This is a genomic window from Sphingobacterium sp. B29, assembly GCF_001952815.1.
In the GTDB taxonomy this organism is placed as follows: Bacteria; Bacteroidota; Bacteroidia; order Sphingobacteriales; family Sphingobacteriaceae; genus Sphingobacterium; species Sphingobacterium siyangense.
Genome location: NZ_CP019158.1, coordinates 5,250,062 through 5,268,771, shown reverse-complemented (window position 1 = coordinate 5,268,771; position 18,710 = coordinate 5,250,062). Strand labels below are relative to the sequence as shown.

The window sequence follows — 18,710 nt, the reverse complement described above, 5'->3', positions numbered from 1 at the left end:
ATTTTTGACATGAAAACAAGGATCTTAGCACTGTTACTGCTGTCAGCTACATTGTGGGGCTGTAACAAATTTTTGGAAGAGAAACCGCTGGCCGAAGTTGCGCTGGACCAGCATTATAAAAACTTATACGATGTGCAGGCCGCAATAGCCGGCATGTATAGCGCCTTTCAGCTTGAAATGGTTGGTAAGGGGAATTATCAGGACAATAAAGACAATTATCTCGAAAAATACCTGTATTGGGGCGAGTATCGTGCCGATAATTTTGACCGTGCAATTAGTTACACCAAAGACTATGTGGACGAGATCGTATTAAACAGCCTTACGCCGACCAACCAGTTTTCAGACTGGAGCGGGCTCTATACTGCGATCGGGCGTATCAATAACAATATCAAGTATATTCCAAGGGCAGCGGAATTGGATAGCCGTATTACCCCCGAGATGCTTAAGGATTATCTCGCGCAGTGTTATGCGCTTCGAGCGATGTGTTATTTCTATCTCGTCCGTGTATGGGGTGATGCTCCGATATGGCTTGAACCTTATGAGGATGTACAGCAGCCCGCTGCCAGCGCACGTGAACCGAAAGATAAGATATTGAACGAGGTCATTATTCCAGATCTGGAAAAAGCCTATTCTCTGGTCGATAAAGATGCTAAAAACGCCCTATGGACAATCGGCGGGGCAGGAATATGTGCGATCATGGCTGATGTGTATATGTGGAAAAAGGACTATCAAAATGCAACAAAATGGATCACACGCCTGTTTTTGACAAAGTCTCCTACAGGAGTGAGCTATGCCGGAACCAATGAAACCAATTTGCAGGATGGCGCAAGCTGGAAAACTATTTTTGTCAATCCAACTTCGAGTAAAGAAACGATTTGGAGTATCCATTGGGATTACTTAAAAAATGGCTGTGCCTGTATGCAAACGTCGTGGTCCCCCAATAATAAGCAGATCATAGTCGATGAAGGAGTGTGGGCAACCTGGTTTCAGCCACAAACGACAACCTCGCCAAGTCCTGATATTCGACCTCAGCAAACATTGGATGTCTATTTTGGATTGCCAAGCAACAAGAGAGATCGCTTTATCAAGTGGTATCCAACCGATGCCAATCCAACCAAAGCGGATCCATGGCCGGTGACAAATCAGGTCCTGCCAGTTTATTTGACCATGTACCGACTGAGTGACATGTATCTCTTATACGCTGAAGCGTTGAATGGCCTCGGTGACCGAACCAATGCCCTGAAATATTTAAACTTTGTCCGCAAGCGTGCACGCCTGCCACAGTATGATGCAAATGATGCATCTATTGCTACAAGCTACCAGTTGGAAACGGCGATTTTGGATGAACGTCGTCTGGAACTTTTTGGTGAAGGTAAAAGGTGGTTTGATCTGGTGCGCACGAACGTGTGAAAGAAGTGATGGATCCGATCTTGAAACGTAGACAGGAAGAAGCAGGTAATTTAGATAAACCTGGATTTCTAGATCCAGCAAACAGAGTGTATTGGCCTATTCACCGGAATGTTTTAAACTCCAATAAATCATTGGTTCAAAATCCCGGATATACAGATTAACAGAAGAATTTAAATCAGAGAGTCATGAAAAGAATGTTTAAGACAAAATGGACATATAGCGCTATCATCGTAGCAAGTCTATTAATGACAAGTTGTTCACTTTTCGATTTGGAACTGCAAAAAGATTATGATTACCAACATAAAACTTTAGATCCCAATATCGGGATAAGCGCACGAAAATTTTTGGAGAACCGATCTTACGAGACTGTAGAAAATCCAACGGATACAGTTTTCAAATGGATGCGGAAAGGCTTAGAGTATGCCGAAATTCCTTTGGAAGAATTTGAAAAAAACGATCGAACCTTTATTTTCTTACATAACGAAGCTATAAAGACCTGGGATACTAAAACGAAGAAGGTGACAGCAGGCCTGTTTTTTGACTTTCCAATTGTGACCGGAGTGGACAGAACAGGCAAACCGATTACGAGACCGGCAACAAAATGGGAAGAATACAACAAAGATGATGTCCGTAACTATTTCCTTTACCTCATGCTGCAAGGGAATTACAACTTCGATAAGCTGACCATTGAAAATACAAAAGCCAAAACGATGCTTCCAGCGAACACTGTTGCCAGCAAAAGTTCTTTATTGGGATACATGAATGAAGGCAAAGGTTTTGATCAGGAAGGACTGATGGTGTTACGGCTGGTCAATAACAGTGATTTGGCGCCGATTCAGATTAACAATAAAACAACCAATCGATCCGGGGGGTATATTGTGACGAATGGCGTGGTTCATGTCTTTGGAAGCAAGGGCAATACAACAGTTTATCCTTTTTCGGGAGCACTTTAACGAAAGAACCTTTTAAACAAATTTAAATATGATCAAAAAGAATTCAGTTATTGCTTCACTTCTTCTGCTATTGGCGGTAGGAACTAGCTGTGAGAAATCGCCAGCTGAAAAACTCACTTTAAACAGTATTGCCTGTGTGCAATGCCACAGCATTCAGTCGGCAGCGGATCTTCAGGCACTGAGCTTACAGCCCGGAGACACGGTGATTATGAAGTCCGGCCAATGGACCAATCAGGAACTAACCTTCAGTGCTCAGGGAACAAAACAGCAGCCTATTGTATTGATGGCAGAGCAGCGGGGGGCTGTTATCATGAAAGGTACTTCTTCTGTTAGTATCACGGGACAATGGTTAGTTGTGGATGGACTGGTATTCCAGGAAGGGTATACGACAGGCAAAAATGTGGTGGATTTCACTTCTTCCTCTTCAAACTGCCGCCTTACCAATACGTCGATTGTGGACTATAATCCGCCTGCAGCAACGACCGACTACCGTTGGGTTTCCATCAATGGATCCTACCATCGTATTGACCACTGCTATTTAAAAGGAAAGACCCATCAGGGACCGACCATGGTCGTATGGGGAACCAGTAAACCAATGAAACACCGGATCGATCACAACTTCTTTGGTGAGCGTGCTGCGGTACCGGATAATGGTGGGGAAACCATCCGTGTCGGAACCAGCGATTGGTCGATGACAAATGCACTTACAACCATTGAAGATAATATTTTCCAGCGCTGTAACGGCGAAACGGAAATTATATCCAATAAGATGGGAGCCGATACGATCCGCAACAACTATTTCTATGAAAGCCAGGGAACCCTTTGTCTGCGGCATGGTAATGGATCAGCCGTTTATGGTAACTATTTTGTTGGTAATGGCAATAGTGCCGCTGGCGGTATTCGTATCATCGGTGAAGATCATCTTGTCTACAACAATTACTTCCAGAATATGGCCGGCACGGGACAAAAAGCTGCGTTGGCCATCATGGACGGTGTACCAAATTCACCTTTAAGCGGTTACTTTCAGGTAAAACGCGTGAAAGTTGTTGCCAATACAATGATCAAGTGTAAGCAGTCATTTGATATAGGTTCAGGCAAAGGTGGCAATAGCCGGACATTGCCGCCAACGGATGGGCATATCGCAAATAACGTGGTTTCTCAATCTGCCCAATCTACCATGTTGACCTTTACCGATCAACCGGTCAATTTTGTGTATCAGGGAAACATCGTTTTTGATGTACCGACAAGTCAACAGCTGCCGGCTGGATTTACCCGAGTTAATCCTCAATACACACTAACAACAGATGGCATCTATGAGCCTACGAGTAGCAGCCCGGTATTGGGGGCCTTTGTGGGGAATTATCCTTTTGCAGCAGCGGCAGATGCTGGAGCGCCTAAACTGGATACAAAACATCGCGATCTGCTGAAAGCCCAAAATATAGGTCCTGTATTTATGACCGGCCTGGGAAATAGCTTGGTTATTAATCCTTAAATGACCCTAAACATTACTTTATGCGGGGAATAAATCGTTTATTCCCCGCTTTTTTTGCGGTAAACAATGCTTGTATTTACCGCATATAATTTTGGGATCAACGGCAACAATATACTGCTACCAAATTATACCTAAAACCAATTTTTAATCAGTATTTAGACAGTAATCAGTCAGTGTTTGTTCAGTCATCACTGAGTAAGCACTGAACGAGCACTGAACAATCACTGAACAAGCACTGTAAAAAGGCCGAACTTGGTCACCATCAGATTTTCGTTTGCTTATACTATCTTTCCGTGGATTGGCCGTTGTTCAATGAATTCTTGTTGCGCAACTGAAGCTACTCTGGGCTTATCGAAAAAATTAAATACAAGGCCAAAATGGTCGGTATCAACATTATTATAGAATAAAATTAATCCAATTTTTCGCCCCGATAAAACTTCGTATACGCATCCCGTGCATAGCCGTTGTCTAAGTACTCAAAAGTGCTAGCACCTGCTCCCTTTAACTCCTGGCCGCGATAGAAAACTGCCCAGGAGTCTTTTGCATAACCTCCTCCAAGCGCTTTAAATGTAGATGGCGAGGCACCCTTAACTTTTACCCCCTGATAGTAAACTACCCAGGGATCTGCTGCATAGCCATTTCCGATTAATTTGAACGAGTTGGGGCTGCCGCCCTCGACTTTGACTCCGCGGTAAAAAAGGTTCCAGGCGTCTTTGGCATAGTCGTCATCAAGGTATTCAAAGGTTGAAGGAGAAGCCTCTTCCACTTTCTGATTTTTATAAAAAACAGACCAATTGTCCTTGGCATATTGACCGCCAAGGGGCTGAGTGGTAGGACCAGCAAATTTATCATTCTTTTCGCCTCTATAATAGCTCGACCAATTATCTTTTGCATAACCCCGGCCGAGATTTTCAAAGCTTGAAGCATTGGCCCCATTAATTTCTTTGCCTAAATAGTAAGCTTTCCAGGGGTCTTTGCTGTAACCATTTCCCAGTATCTTGAAGGAAGACGCTGTTGCATTTGACAGTGGCTTGCCATAAAAATAAACCTTCCAGGCATCGCTGGCATAACCGTCTCCCAGGAACTGGAAAGTGGATGGACTTGCATCAGCTATTATTGCTCCTCGAAAATAAACCTTCCAGGTATCCTTTGCATAACCCGAACCTAAAAATTGAAATGAACCGGCATTGGCGTTCGGAATTTCTTTACCGCGATAATAAACGCGTGATCCGATTTTGCTGTAACCATCGCCCAGATGGTCCTGAAGCAAAAGGGCAGTACGGTTATATTGCGCAATATTTGCACAAATAGCCTGTGTGGCAGTAGTCAACAAAAGAAGAACGAGCATGGTTTTAAATGGGACTTTTGTCATCATATAGGGCATCGGATTAAATTTGAAAGCAAATGATCTTGGTGTACTCTTGTTAATGAGACCCGGTAATACCAGTAAAGTTTAGTCATTAATTAAATTTTTTTGTACGCTATCTTGCACTTGTTCCGAGATCGGTTTGCTGTTTATTTGCTGATTCTCTGTTGCTTGATTGGTGGTTATTTGCCGTTTCTTTGCTTATTCTTCGGGGCTTCTTTGTATCTGCTTCGAGAATGGTTTGCTATTCGTTTGCCGTTTCTTTGGTGTTTCTTCGCTGTTTCTCTGCTAAAACGGTAATTAAATAGCAACCAATCGGCAGAGAATAGGCAAAGAATAAGCAAGCAAGGGCGCCAGTAAGTCCCTTGCATACCTTACGCGAATACGACCAATCACCCTAGAGAAGGCTAATGTGATCGCAAAAACAGGGTCTATGGGTAAGCTAAGCTTCCTAACAGCAAAAGGCTGGATACAAGGCTGAATAGATGGCACTTATTTGGTCGGCTGTAAGTGTATTTCGGGAAAAGAGTAACTGGAATCCTGGATCGTGGTAAACAGGGAATAATCGGTGTAATCCGGAACGGCTATTTTCAGGAGATAGCTGCCCTTTTTTACCACCTGTATTTTAAATTCGCCATTGCTGTTTCTAACGGTATCTCGACCTAATAAAGCCAAGGGTTCCCTTTCCTTATTGGACGCATAGGTTTCAAGAATAAAATACCCAACGGGGTTATACTGATGGTCAACCAACCGACCGGTAATACGGTAAGGTGGAGTAGTAAACAGCCCATACAGTGAACAAGAGAGTAGCAGTAGTTTTAGCATATTTTTCCATTGTGTAGCTCGATAACATACAGGTATCCAGCTGATGAATCTTAAAACGGAGATCCTCACCGCGCGATTGGAATGACGATCTATGCAAAGGTAGCCTGCTGCGTCATTGAATAAATATCACAAGTTTATGAAAAACTATCATTTTGCATTTTCTGCTTGTATGCGGAAGGAGATAAGCCCGTCAGTTTTTTGAAAAATCTGGAAAGATTATTAGGATCGCTGAAATGAAGTTCAAAGGCAATTTGGGCGATAGACTGTTCATCCAATAGAAGCCGCTGTTTGATTTCCTGTATTTTTCGATGTTGGAGGAGGGTAATTGGACTATGTCCCGTGTAGGCTTTGATTTTGTGATTCAGCTCATTGCGGTGTATTTTTAGTAAACTAGCATATTGGTTGCAGTTCAGGTTGGAGTTGACATGCTCTTCCATGAGCATTTTAAATCGAGTGAGCAAATTGTTGTTTGCGCTTTCGTTGGCTATATGGTGAAACGCACGAAATAGCCGGTCCAGTCGAAGTAAAATACTGGCAAGTAATGCGCGGATCATATTGGGGCTGTCGGATCGGAACGCACCGACTTCAAAAACAATTTCGGAGAGCATGGATTTGAACAACCCAAAATCACCCTCCATAGCGACAATATAAGGTGCAAATGAGTAATTGTAAAAATAGGGGAGTTTGTATACCAGTGTTTTATCCTGAAAGAAAGATTCCAAAAACTCGGGTTTAAAGATTAAATGAAATCCTTTGACACCGTTTTTATCAAAGTCACATTGCTTAATTTGGTTGGGTGAAGCGAATAAGATGGTGCCTGGGCATAATTCGATACGTTTTTCATTGGTATATGCGACTCCGTTTCCCTGTTCAAAAAACATGATCTCAAAAAAGTTGATGGTGTGCGGACCGGCCTCAAAAATCAGATCGGTATTATCCTCGAACCGGTGGGCATCCATCGCTAAGGGAAAGCCGTATTTGCTGTCGTCAAAATCAAAATAACGCATAATAGTGTCTTCAAACCAATAGGAAACGCCTAAGCGTTAAAATCGCAATGAATAAATATAATAGTTTTTCTGAATATTACTTGACAGGGAATTGAGGTCCTATCCATGCAATGCAAGTGCTGTCGGTCAAAAAAATATGCGACATGTCATATTCAGGTCAATGAAAGGCAGTATAAGCTCCTTAATTTGAAAAAGTAATATTTTTTTTGTATATTGCTGGTTATGAGTTTTAAAGAAAAATTAGAGAACTGGCGCACGTCAATCAATCGCGCCGGTAGTGGTGAGGAATTGTATATTTTGCTTTTGAACTATAAAAGGTTTATCAACAAAAATTGGGTGGACGATTTTGGCGATCCGGGCAACTGGAAATCGGAATTAAATCAGGTCATCAGCAAAGTAAGAAACAAGGTGGATGTAGCAGATATCAGAGCCTGCCAAGATTTATCGTCCTATCAGGACGATGCCCGGCAGACCGCACATTCACTCAATCATACGTTAAAATATCATCACTCATTGACAAAAGGGTAGGCTAGGCCTACCTTTTTTTGTGATCAAAATTTTTAAAATTATTTACTAAGCGGGATGTATAATCAGCCATGATTGTGCATCCCGCTTTATTTTTTTCCTATTTCCTCGTGGTAAATAGTGGCTCGCTAGCCTAGTTATGACACACAGCGTGAACCTATTATTGTAAAAAATATTTGGATGACATAAATACATTTTATACATTTGATTAATAACTAGTATAGAGTAGTATAGTATAGCTAATTTAAAGGGGAATTGCTATTCTGTTTTAAACCTTATATAATAACCAATAATAACCATCTAATCTATGAGTGTGAAATCTATTAACTTTATTAAAAAAACTGGACTATTCCTGTTTCTTATTGCTTTGGCTATAAGTAAGGGATATGCTCAGGAACAGTTTCGGAAGCTTTCCGGGACTGTTGTTGATACGCTGGGAGCGGGAATTGTGGGTGTGAGTGTTGTCGCCCAGGAGGGAAAGGGACGGGCGACAAAGACCGACGCACAAGGACGGTTTCAGTTGGATGTTGCTGATGGAAATGTACTCAAATTTTCCATAGTAGGTTATCAGCAACAACTCCTGAAAGTGCAGCCTAATCAGCTCACTGTAACAGTACGGATGAAATCGACAAGCAACGAGATCGGTGAAGTTGTAGTCACGGCATTGGGGCAAAAACAACGGCGAGAAGCAATTGTCGGAGCAGTGACTTCCGTTAGGCCCGGAGACTTGAAAGTGCCGGCGAGTAATCTAACCAATGCGTTGGCCGGAAAAGTAGCAGGTGTAATTGCATTTCAACCAAGTGGACAACCGGGGCAGGATAACTCAAATTTCTTTATTCGTGGCGTTACAACCTTTGGCTACAAAAGAGATCCGCTGATTTTGATTGATAACGTTGAAATGACCAGTTCCGATCTAGCGCGATTGCAAGTTGATGATATCGAGAGCTTTTCTATTTTGAAAGATGCCAGTTCTACGGCTTTGTATGGAGCGCGGGGCGGAAATGGCGTTATTCTCGTAAAAACAAAAGAAGGGAAGAGTGGAAGAGCAAAAATTGATGTTAGATTGGAACGTTCTGCATCTGAATCTGTTAAAAATTTGCAGCTCGCTGATCCAATTACTTATATGAAATTATATAATGAAGCGCTCTTGACAAGAAATCCAGCTGCAGTACCACTTTATACTCCTAACAAAATTATGAATACGCAGGCATCTATGGAAGGTGCACCTGGAAGTAATCCCTTTGTTTATCCAGCTGTCAATTGGATGGATATGTTGTTTAAGAAACGGACAAGTACCGAAAGAGCAAATCTGAATGTTTCTGGTGGAGGTGGTGTGGCTCGCTATTATATTGCTGGGTCATATGCAAACGACGCGGGTATTTTGAAGACGGATATTAGAAATAACAATAATAACAATGTCAGCTTTAAAAATTATCAGCTCCGTTCTAATGTCAATATCGATCTGACTAAAAGTACGGAACTTGTTGTTCGTCTTTCCGGAAATTTCAATGAATATAGGGGGCCGATGACCAATGATCCATCTTTTGCAACAGATCTTTATAATATAGCGATGCATACAAGTCCGGTGGATTTTCCAGCTTTTTATGAACCTGATGCGGCAAATGCCGGTGTACAACATATTCTCTTTGGGAACAATACCGATGCGACTGTTTTGCCTGATGGTAGTACATTACCATCTTCGTCAACTGAGGTAAAGAACATTAATCCCTATGCTGCTTTACTTCGAGGAAACAGAAGATTTTCGGAATCACGGATGCTGGCTCAGTTGGAACTAAATCAAAAATTGGATTTTATTACAAAAGGTCTGAATTTCAGAAGCATTTTTAGCACAAATAGGTATGCGCGATTTGAATCACAACTGGCTTATGCACCTTATTTTTATAATGTAAAATCCTACGACAAAGCTAGTGATCAATATACGTTGAACTGGATTAACAATAAACCTGATCAGGCGCGAGAGTATTTAAATTATTACGCCGGAGAGAGTACACTCAGCACATTTTTATATTTACAGGGCGTATTGGACTATACAGCTGATTTGAATGAAAACCACAATATTAGCGCGGCACTGATAGGAACACAACAACAGCAGTTAAATGCGAACGCAAAGACTTTGTTTACCTCGCTGCCTTATCGAAATTTAGGCTTATCCGGACGTGCGACCTATGCCTACAAAAGCCGATATTTCTTGGAGTTCAACTTCGGATACAACGGTTCTGAGCGCTTTTCGGAAAATCATAGGTATGGATTCTTTCCAACAATGGGGGCATCCTGGATTATATCTGATGAAAAGTTCTATGGACATTTTTCCAATGTGATCAATCGAATGAAACTTAGAGGTAGTTATGGTTTGGTTGGAAATGATGCAATTAGTGATAGAAGATTTTTTTATCTATCGGATGTAAATCTAAATGGTGGCAATCCAGCATATTTTGGAATTAATAATGGCTATTCGCATAATGGTGTAACAATCAATAATTATGAAAATAGAGATGTCACCTGGGAGATTTCGAGACAGATCAATTTGGGATTGGAGCTTACTTTCCTGAAAAATATGAAGCTGATTACTGAAGTTTATAAAAACTATAAATCCGATATTCTCCAGGATCGTGCTAATATTCCAACTACAATGGGCTTAGAGGCGGGCATAAACGCAAATATTGGAAAGGTGGAATCTCAAGGAATTGAATTCTCATTGGATGGAAAACACAACTTTAGCAATGATTTTTGGATCTCTTCCATCGCAAATTTTACGTTCGCCAAAAACAAATATACCCAGTATGAAGAGCCTAATTACAGTGAAAAATATAGACTTCATACCGGTGTGGCAATAAATAGAAATTATGGTTATATCGCTGAGCGCTTATTTGTTGACGATACAGAAGCGCAGAATTCGCCGACCCAGATTTTCAGTAGTAATGGAATTGCACCAAGAGGTGGTGACATTAAATATCGTGACCTAAATGGAGATGGTGTTATCGACGGTAAGGACCAAACTTGGTTTGGCAATCCAACAGTTCCAGAAATTGTATATGGTTTCGGTTTATCCTCAGGATATAAAAATTTCGATCTTAGCGTATTTTTCCAGGGGCAGGCAAGGGTTTCTTTTGTTATCGATCCAGCTCGGACAAGTCCATTTATCAAGAGCCCTGACTCTTGGTTACCGGGAAATACCCAGGTGATCCAACAGTATGCAGATAACCATTGGTCTGAAGATAACCAAAATTTATATGCCCTATACCCAAGATTGGGTACAAATGGAGCGGAGATAGAAAACAATCGCCAAAATAGTACATGGTGGCTACGCGACGGTAGCTTTATCCGGATGAAATCTTTGGAGTTTGGTTATAGATTCCCGACAAAATTACTAAACAGGATTAAGGTCAGGAACTTGCGTATCTATTTTAGTGGATTGAATCTGTTGACGTGGAGCCCCTTCAAAATGTGGGATCCCGAGCTGGGAGGAAATGGATTTGCCTATCCGCTCCAGAAAGTATATAACCTAGGCATCAACCTCGGTATATAAGCCTTTTACTATAATGAATCAACACATGAAGACATCATATTCAAAATTTTTATACATGGCTGTCCTGTTTATTTCGACGGTGTCATGTAAGAAGTACCTGAATGTTACACCTGACAATGTCGGTACAATCGATTATGCTTTTAGAAATCGTAACGAGGCTGAAAATTATCTGTTTACCTGCTACTCAACGTTACAGCAGATGAATACGCCTTGGCTGGACGCGGGTTTTTCTACTTCAGGGGAGATAATCTATCCTGCACCAAATGAAATAAATGATAATCAGGGGCTTAATCCTGTAGGATTTAATATCATGAGAGGTACGCAGAACACGGGAAAACCAGGGCTGAATTACTGGGATGGCGCTGAGGGAGGGCAAGCTATTTTTAAGGCAATAAGACGTTGTAACACTATGCTTGAGAACATTGATAAGCCCATCGACCTTAGTGAATCGGAAAAGAAAAGATGGATTGCAGAAACGAAGTTTTTGAAAGCCTATTATCATTTTTACTTGTTTAGAATGTACGGGCCTATTCCAATTATTGATGTCAACTTACCAATTAATAGCTCAATCGAAGACGTTAAGGTGAAGCGGGCTCCGGTAGATTCGGTTGTAAACTATATGGTACGGTTAATTGACGAGGCTATTCCGAATCTACCCATTCAAATCCAAAACCCACAATTGGAATTGGGGCGAATTACAGGACTAATAGCACTTTCCGTCAAAGCGCAGATTTTAACAACTGCAGCTAGTCCCCTATTTAATGGAAATCCGGATTACATTGGCTTTGGTAATAAAGATGGTCAACTTCTGTTTAATCAGGCAAAAGATAATACCAAATGGGACCGCGCTGCTCAAGCTTGTTCCGAGGCACTAAACGCTTGTCTTGCTAATGGCCTGCGCTTGCATACGTTTACACCTACAGCTGCGATGCCCGCAAATCTTCCAAAAGAATTAAAGGATGTTTTGACTATGCAAACCGCCATTACCGAAAAGTGGGAATTGAACACTGAATTAATATGGGGTTTGAATCCTGTATTTGGGTTTGGTTTACAAGAACGTTTTATGCCACGGCTTTCTGCCGCCTCAGCAGCCAATTTAGGTAGCGCACAGGGAACGCTTTCTGTTCCGATTGCGCAACAGGAACTATTTTATACAGCGAATGGACTCCCTATTGAGGAGGACAAAACCTGGGATTACAGAAATAGGTATGCACTGAAAACAGCAACAGTTAACGATCAATATTATGTACACAATGGTTATGAAACTGTCGCTGCACATTTCAAACGTGAGCCTCGTTTTTATGCTGCGATCGCTTTCGATGGTGGTGTATGGTATGGAAACGGCGAATTAAATAATCCGACAAATGCATTTTATGTACAGGCAAAGGGAACGACAAGTTATGCAGGGCCTAAAGATCAATCACATACAAATATTACGGGGTATTGGGCCAAAAAATTGGTGAATTATCTAACAGTATACGGTACGCAAATGACTTATGAAAACTTTCATTTTCCATTGATGCGACTTTCCGATCTCTATTTGATGTATGCAGAGGCCCTAAATGAACAAGGCAAGAATTTTAGTGAGGTACTACCCTATATCGATATTGTAAGGGCTAGAGCAAATATACCAGCAATAAGAGATTCGTATACCGCTAGTTTGTCGACAAATCCCTCAAAATATACGACACAATCAGGCTTGCGTCAGATCATCCATCAGGAACGAAGAATCGAACTCGCATTTGAATGCGTGCCGGGATGGGACTTGCGCCGGTGGAAGGAATTGCAGAGTGTCATGAGTAAGCCTATACAGGGTTGGAATATATATAATGAGCAATCCGTTAATTATTATCGCCCTTTGACCTTATTTGTTCCGGTCTTTAGTGCAAAGAACTATTTATGGCCAATTAATTCCGATAATTTTCCGGTAAATAGTAATCTAGTTCAGAATCCTTTGTGGTAACAGTAAACTTAGTTATGATGAATATTAAAAAATATACTCTTCCTTTAGCTCTCTTTATACTGACAGCAGTTATTATAAGCGGCTGTAAGAAAAACAACGGCTTTAATGTCGTTATCTCGGAAGATACAAGTAAACCTTTGCCTGTTAGTAACATTAAGGTTGATAATTTTACAGGTGGTGCCAATATAACGTATAATTTGCCCAATTCACCGAATATTCTGTATGTGTTGGCCAAATACAAGGTAAACGATAACCTTGTTAGGGAGACCAAGTCTTCTTATTATAAGGATACGGTGGTTGTGGAGGGATTTGCGAAAGAAAAACCTTACGAAGTCACTTTGTATACAGTAACGAGAGCTAATATTATGTCTGACCCCGTTACCGTTACTGTAAATCCGGAGATACCAGCCTATCTGGAAACCCGTCCATCACTTGTGCTATCACCGGATTTTTCTGGCGTCAATGTTACGGGCGATAATCCGTCGGGCAAGCAGATCAGCATCGTGTTGTTAAGCTTCAATAAAAACACTGGTTTGATGGAAATTGAAGACCAGTTTATTACCAAAGCTACTAAAATAAATCATTCTGTATTTGGGTTTAATGCCGTTGAACGCAAATTTGCAGTATATGTTGCTGACCGCTGGGGAAATTTTTCAGATACATTACAGACTTCATTGACCCCATTGTTTGAAGAGGCGATGGACAAAAACAAATTTAGTACACTGAATCTGAGTTCAGATACTCCAATAGATTTTAACTGGCAGATACAAAATTTGTGGGACGGTAGGGCCGATGGCAGTGGCTGGCATACCAAGTTCGGAGAACCTCTCCCTTACTCCTGCAGTTTTGGTATAGGAAAAACATATAAGCTGAGTCGCTTTGTATTGTTTGAAAGAACAGGATCACAGTATACGTATAAGTATGCCAATCCTAGGGAATTTTCGTTATGGGGGAGCAATGCTGCCATACCTGATAATGTCAAGTTACCTGTGCGAGCAGATGAAGGGGCGGTGATTGGCAATTGGGTGAATTTAGGGAATTTTATTTTCCCCGATCCACCATCCGGAAATGCACCGGCCAACTCGACTGCTGCCGACGAAGAATTTGTTAAACAAGGTGTAAGTTTTAGAGTGCCATTTGGTGCTCCTCCAGTTAAGTATTTGCGAATAGCTGTGTCAACCGTTTGGGGAAGAGAGGCCGGTGCGCATCTGATGGAGATAACGCCTTATGGAACACCTGAATAGTAAAGTTTATCAATGTAACAAACAATGAAAAATAATATAATTACTTTAATCTGTTTCTTTCTTGCATTACTTGCAAGTTGTAGCAAACAACAGACAGATTTCCGGGACTTACTCGGGGGGCATGAAATTGTTTATACCGGTTTGGTTGGTCAGGTGCTTGAAAAGCCAGGAAATTTTCGAACAATACTGACCTGGAAAAAAAGTTCTGATCCAAGTATTGTCAAGTATGTGATTTTTTATAATCAAAAAGATTCCGTCGTTGTCAATGTCACTGATCAAAAGGATAGTATCTCGGCAACAATTGCCAATTTGGAGGAAGCAGTATATACATTCACGATCTATTCATACGATGCGAAAGGAAATAAATCCATTCCGAAACTTCTGAACGCCAAAATATATGGACCTATTTATCGGGCGAGTTTATTGAATAGACCTTATAATGCTGATGTTCCTTATGTAACTTTTGATAATGGAAAGGTCGAACTTAATTTTAACAAACCGGATACCGTAAATGTGACGACAAAAGTGAAATATACCACTACCGCGAATATGATCAAAGAAGTTGATCTTGCTCCAACAGATAGTATTCTGAATTTAAACGATTATAAGCCAGGAACGGAAATTACGTATAGATCTTCTTATAAACCCACGCGGAATGCTATAGATATTTTTAGTGCCACAGCTGATGCGGTTTTTCCACAGGTTTATTTTAATGTTTTATGTGATAAATCATTGTTCAAAGAACTCTCGTTACCCAACGATGTTGGTACATTGAATGAAAGTCCCCTTCGAAATTTGTGGGATGGTAGTATAGGACCGCAGGGATATCCGAATATATACCATAGTCAAAGTAATGTGCCTTTACCGCATACCATTAGTTTCGATATGGGTAAGATATATAATAATCTAAGTATTTTAGAGGAGACAGGTCGAAATTGCTGTCATAATCCGGATCAGTTTGAGGTGTGGGGAATAGCAGATATTAGTAATGCAGCTACTACATTGCCGGCCAATGACGCTGGCTGGAAGGATGAAGCGATACAAAAAGGATGGATATTGTTATTGGATGCCGTAAGAACCGATGATGGAAGTGCCGCTAAAAAGTTTGAATTGATTAAAAATCCACCACCAGTTAGGTATATTAGAATCCGGGTCAAACATAATGCGAACGGTGATACAAATCAGAGTAACATGAGCGAGCTCAGTTTCTGGAATGGACAATAATAGTATAAAAGTTAATGTCCCTAATAAATCTTTGAAAAAACGGAATCAAAATAGAGAACTCAAAAATAAATCGATGAAATATTTTTTTGGAATATTATTCTTACTGACTGCTTCGATGACTGTGTATGCGCAGCCTTTTCAGGTCAAGAAAAATGGCCTAACGTTGACCTATAATAAACAAGATGGAACATATTCACTAAGTAAAGATCAAGTCGCCTATATCCAACAAGCAAGTGCCTATCTGGCACTTGCTAATGGACAAAAAATTAGTACCGATAAACTGAAAGGAACCCGCAGCGTCACAGAAAAGCCTATTCAGGACAATTTGGGCAAAGGCATACAGTATACCATTTCGGTTAAAACTCAACAGGGCATCACATTGCTGCAGCATTTTTATTGCTACGACACAATAGATGGGGTCATCCTTGAGCTGGAAGTTAGGGGTAAAAATATAGCCAGCAATGAACTTGTGCCGATCTGGTCAAATGCGTCGGTTGCCGGCCTGGGAAAATCCTTGTACCAACTGGCTGTTCCTTTTGATAACGATACGTTTATTTCGTATGAAAACAATGTCCTTGCAAGGAATAGTAAGCGCAGCGCCGAAGTCGGTGTTGTATACGATAAGGACAGCGGAAAAGGGCTGTTGATTGGTTCATTGGATCAATCCGTCTGGAAATCGGGTATCGCGATCGAAGGAGATCAGGGGCAATATACCCACCTGGCAGCGCAGGCCGGATTTACGGATGTAACTATCACACGCGATTCCATGGCGCACGGGACGGTGAAGGGGGATGTCATTCACTCTCCAAAATACCTCGTGTCTTACGACAAGGATTGGCGTACAGGGCTCGAAAACTATGCTAAAATCCACCGGAAGCTATCGCCGGCCTATGTAAAATCGTGGCAAGGAGCCACACCTGTCGGCTGGAACAGCTGGGGTGTGATACAGGAAAAACTTAATTTTCAGAATGCCACAGGCACGGCAGATTATTTTGCGAAAGATATTCCTTATTTCCGGAACGCAGATGGCGAGGCTTTTATAGATCTTGACTCTTTTTGGGATAATATGACACCCGGAGGTATGTCAGGTGACTACACGCAGCTGAAGCAATTTGTTCGCTATTGTGATTCTTTGGGCCTCAAGCCCGGCGTGTATTGGGCCCCTTTTACAGACTGGGGGCATAGAAGTGGCCCCGACCGCAAGGCGGAGGGAAGTCAGTTTACCTTTGGCCAGCTTTGGACCAAAACCCAGAAAGGCTACCACAATTTAGATGGTGGTCGGGCTCTTGACCCGACACATCCCGGTACGTTGGTCCGTATGGATGTGATCCTAGGGAAATTGGTCGACTGTGGCTTCCGAATGATCAAGGTCGATTTCCTCTCTCATGCGGCAATCGAATCCACAGGTTTTTATGATAAGAAAATTCAGACAGGTATGCAGGCTTATGCTGTGGGGATGAAACATCTCGTCGACGTGCTGCAGGGTAAAATGTTGATCTATGCCGCAATTTCGCCGTCCCTGGCAACTGCCCAATTTGCACACATGCGCAGAATAGCCTGCGACGCCTGGAAGACGATCGATCAAACTCAATATACGCTAAATAGCGTTAGTTACGGCTGGTGGCAAACCTATCTCTACGATTTTATCGATGCCGACCACCTGGTCTTTCACGATGAAAGCCCTGAAGTCAATAAGGCAAGATTGCTTTCCGGTGTGGTAACAGGGACCATTATCCTTGGCGACGACCTGTCGAAAAAAGAAAACTGGCAACCAAAGATGAATCAATATCTGCAGGATCCCGAAATTCTAAAAATTATAGCCGACGGTAAAAGCTTCCGTCCGGCAGGATTTGTAGAAGGAAAGGCAGCAAATACGTATTATTACAAAAAGATTGGAACAACGCTGTATGTGGCCGTATTTAATTACAATACAGCCCCGGCAACAATAAACATAGATTTTAAACAGATTGGCCTGGAGCCAAATACAACCTATAAGGCGGTGGAACTGTTTGAAAAAACAGCGCAGGAATTTACTGCTAAGAATCCCATTGCCTTTGAGCAAGCAGGAGCAAAATTGCTTAAGATTGCTCTTTAGTTAATAATATTATATGAAGATAACCAAAGAAGAACAGTTTAAGGCGTTGATCGATCGGATCAAACGATTGGAAGCTTTAAATGGGCTTTCGAAACATGAATGTATCGTACAGGGCGTGTTGGATGCCATTGATGCCAATGAACTGGAGGTGCACGCCAGTTTGCCTTCTGTCAATAACTTGATCCAATACCTGGGTTATGCACGCGAAACCTTTGCCAAAGCTTACCGTGACCTGATTGCTCATGGTGTGGTGGAATCCAAAAATAGAAAAGGATATTTTGTAGTCAGTAATAACACGCAGTTGAAACAGAAAGTTGCCGTCCTGTTATATGCTTACGATACTTTTCAGGATACCTTGGTATCCGAATTGCGGGCCAATCTTCCGGAGGAAGTGACGGTCGATCTTTTTTTCCATCACAACAATATGGAAACCTTTGAAGATATTTTCAATCGGATTCAGGGACGCTATACGGTATATATTGTCGCTCCGATTGAAAATGCCGATTCTGAGCGTTTATTGCGAAATATTCCTGTGTCAAAACTATTGATTATCGACCGGCTGATGGATTTGGGTGCGGAATATTCTTATGTTTCTCAGGAATTTGAAGCAGCCACCTATGCCGTATTCCAGCAACTACAACCAAAGATCAAAAAGTATAAAGAAGTGATCTTCTATTTTAGGGAAAATACAGCCGAACCCAATGAAATCAAAAATGCTTTCTTACGCTTTCTGAAAGACCATAAGATAAAAGGACGTATCGAAAAGCAGTACCATGTAGGTGATCTAAAAAAAGGGAAACTGTATTTTACCATTCATAATCCGGAACTCTATCAGATGTTAAAAGAGGTGCTGCAAAAGGGCTGGACCTTGGGTGAGGATCTGGGGATTTTATCGCATAATGATGATGTCATCAAAGAGATTATCAGCGGTGGTATTACCACCTTTTCAACAAGTTTTGCACGGATTGGGGCCGAAGCAGCCAAGTTTGTGCTCGAAAGAACATTGATCCGGGAAGTGGTGCCGACAACATTGGCAGATCGCGGCTCTGTATAAAAAAG

14 protein-coding genes are annotated in these 18,710 nt (G+C 41.6%); 11 read left to right on the top strand and 3 right to left on the bottom strand.

Annotated elements, in window-relative coordinates:
- The first annotated feature begins 9 nt into the window (after positions 1–9).
- Genes BV902_RS22590 through BV902_RS22580 form a run of 4 tightly spaced genes read left to right on the top strand, consistent with a single transcriptional unit; the run spans position 10 to position 3,855 of the window.
- Positions 10–1,410 carry a RagB/SusD family nutrient uptake outer membrane protein gene (locus BV902_RS22590; protein WP_216640398.1) on the top strand — a complete coding sequence of 467 codons (1,401 nt, stop codon included), beginning with the start codon at positions 10–12 and terminating at the stop codon, positions 1,408–1,410.
- Positions 1,407–1,571, top strand: a complete 165-nt coding sequence (locus BV902_RS27845; RefSeq protein ID WP_216640397.1) for a RagB/SusD family nutrient uptake outer membrane protein — start codon at positions 1,407–1,409, stop codon at positions 1,569–1,571. The genes BV902_RS22590 and BV902_RS27845 overlap by 4 nt, the downstream gene beginning before the upstream one ends.
- A gap of 24 nt (positions 1,572–1,595) precedes the next feature.
- A complete protein-coding gene (locus tag BV902_RS22585) occupies positions 1,596–2,363 on the top strand; it encodes a hypothetical protein (RefSeq protein WP_157626197.1) in 768 nt (255 codons plus the stop codon).
- Between the two features lie 28 nt (positions 2,364–2,391).
- Entirely contained in the window at positions 2,392–3,855 is a 1,464-nt protein-coding gene (locus BV902_RS22580) for a polysaccharide lyase 6 family protein (RefSeq protein ID WP_075993884.1), read from the top strand.
- Between the two features lie 409 nt (positions 3,856–4,264).
- Here BV902_RS22580 and BV902_RS22575 read toward each other — a convergent pair whose 3' ends face one another.
- The 3 genes from BV902_RS22575 to BV902_RS22565 form a co-directional block, all read right to left on the bottom strand.
- The gene (locus BV902_RS22575) at positions 4,265–5,230 is read right to left on the bottom strand and encodes a DKNYY domain-containing protein (protein WP_172840731.1); all 966 of its coding nucleotides are present in this window, start codon (positions 5,228–5,230) and stop codon (positions 4,265–4,267) included.
- A 483-nt stretch (positions 5,231–5,713) separates the two neighbouring features.
- On the bottom strand, positions 5,714–6,046 hold the full coding sequence (locus BV902_RS22570; protein WP_157626195.1) for a hypothetical protein: 333 nt from the start codon (positions 6,044–6,046) through the stop codon (positions 5,714–5,716).
- 134 nt (positions 6,047–6,180) lie between these two features.
- Positions 6,181–7,053, bottom strand: coding sequence for an AraC family transcriptional regulator (locus tag BV902_RS22565; RefSeq protein WP_075993881.1), 873 nt, complete (start codon positions 7,051–7,053; stop codon positions 6,181–6,183).
- Positions 7,054–7,275: 222 nt separating this feature from the next.
- On the opposite strand from BV902_RS22565, the gene BV902_RS22560 reads away from it, so the two are divergent.
- From BV902_RS22560 to BV902_RS22530, 7 genes are all read left to right on the top strand, one after another.
- The gene (locus BV902_RS22560; protein ID WP_075993880.1) at positions 7,276–7,581 is read left to right on the top strand and encodes a hypothetical protein; all 306 of its coding nucleotides are present in this window, start codon (positions 7,276–7,278) and stop codon (positions 7,579–7,581) included.
- A gap of 304 nt (positions 7,582–7,885) precedes the next feature.
- The gene (locus BV902_RS22555) at positions 7,886–11,125 is read left to right on the top strand and encodes a SusC/RagA family TonB-linked outer membrane protein (RefSeq protein WP_083663739.1); all 3,240 of its coding nucleotides are present in this window, start codon (positions 7,886–7,888) and stop codon (positions 11,123–11,125) included.
- A gap of 25 nt (positions 11,126–11,150) precedes the next feature.
- Positions 11,151–13,088, top strand: a complete 1,938-nt coding sequence (locus tag BV902_RS22550; protein WP_075993879.1) for a RagB/SusD family nutrient uptake outer membrane protein — start codon at positions 11,151–11,153, stop codon at positions 13,086–13,088.
- A 14-nt stretch (positions 13,089–13,102) separates the two neighbouring features.
- The gene (locus BV902_RS22545; RefSeq protein ID WP_075993878.1) at positions 13,103–14,332 is read left to right on the top strand and encodes a DUF4959 domain-containing protein; all 1,230 of its coding nucleotides are present in this window, start codon (positions 13,103–13,105) and stop codon (positions 14,330–14,332) included.
- Positions 14,333–14,356: 24 nt separating this feature from the next.
- Positions 14,357–15,556 (top strand): DUF4998 domain-containing protein, encoded by a 1,200-nt coding sequence (locus BV902_RS22540; protein WP_075993877.1) that lies wholly within the window; start codon positions 14,357–14,359, stop codon positions 15,554–15,556.
- A gap of 73 nt (positions 15,557–15,629) precedes the next feature.
- Complete coding sequence (locus BV902_RS22535; RefSeq protein WP_157626193.1) at positions 15,630–17,651, top strand: alpha-galactosidase; 2,022 nt, start codon at positions 15,630–15,632, stop codon at positions 17,649–17,651.
- Between the two features lie 13 nt (positions 17,652–17,664).
- Positions 17,665–18,705 (top strand): GntR family transcriptional regulator, encoded by a 1,041-nt coding sequence (locus tag BV902_RS22530; protein ID WP_075993875.1) that lies wholly within the window; start codon positions 17,665–17,667, stop codon positions 18,703–18,705.
- Positions 18,706–18,710 lie beyond the last annotated feature (5 nt).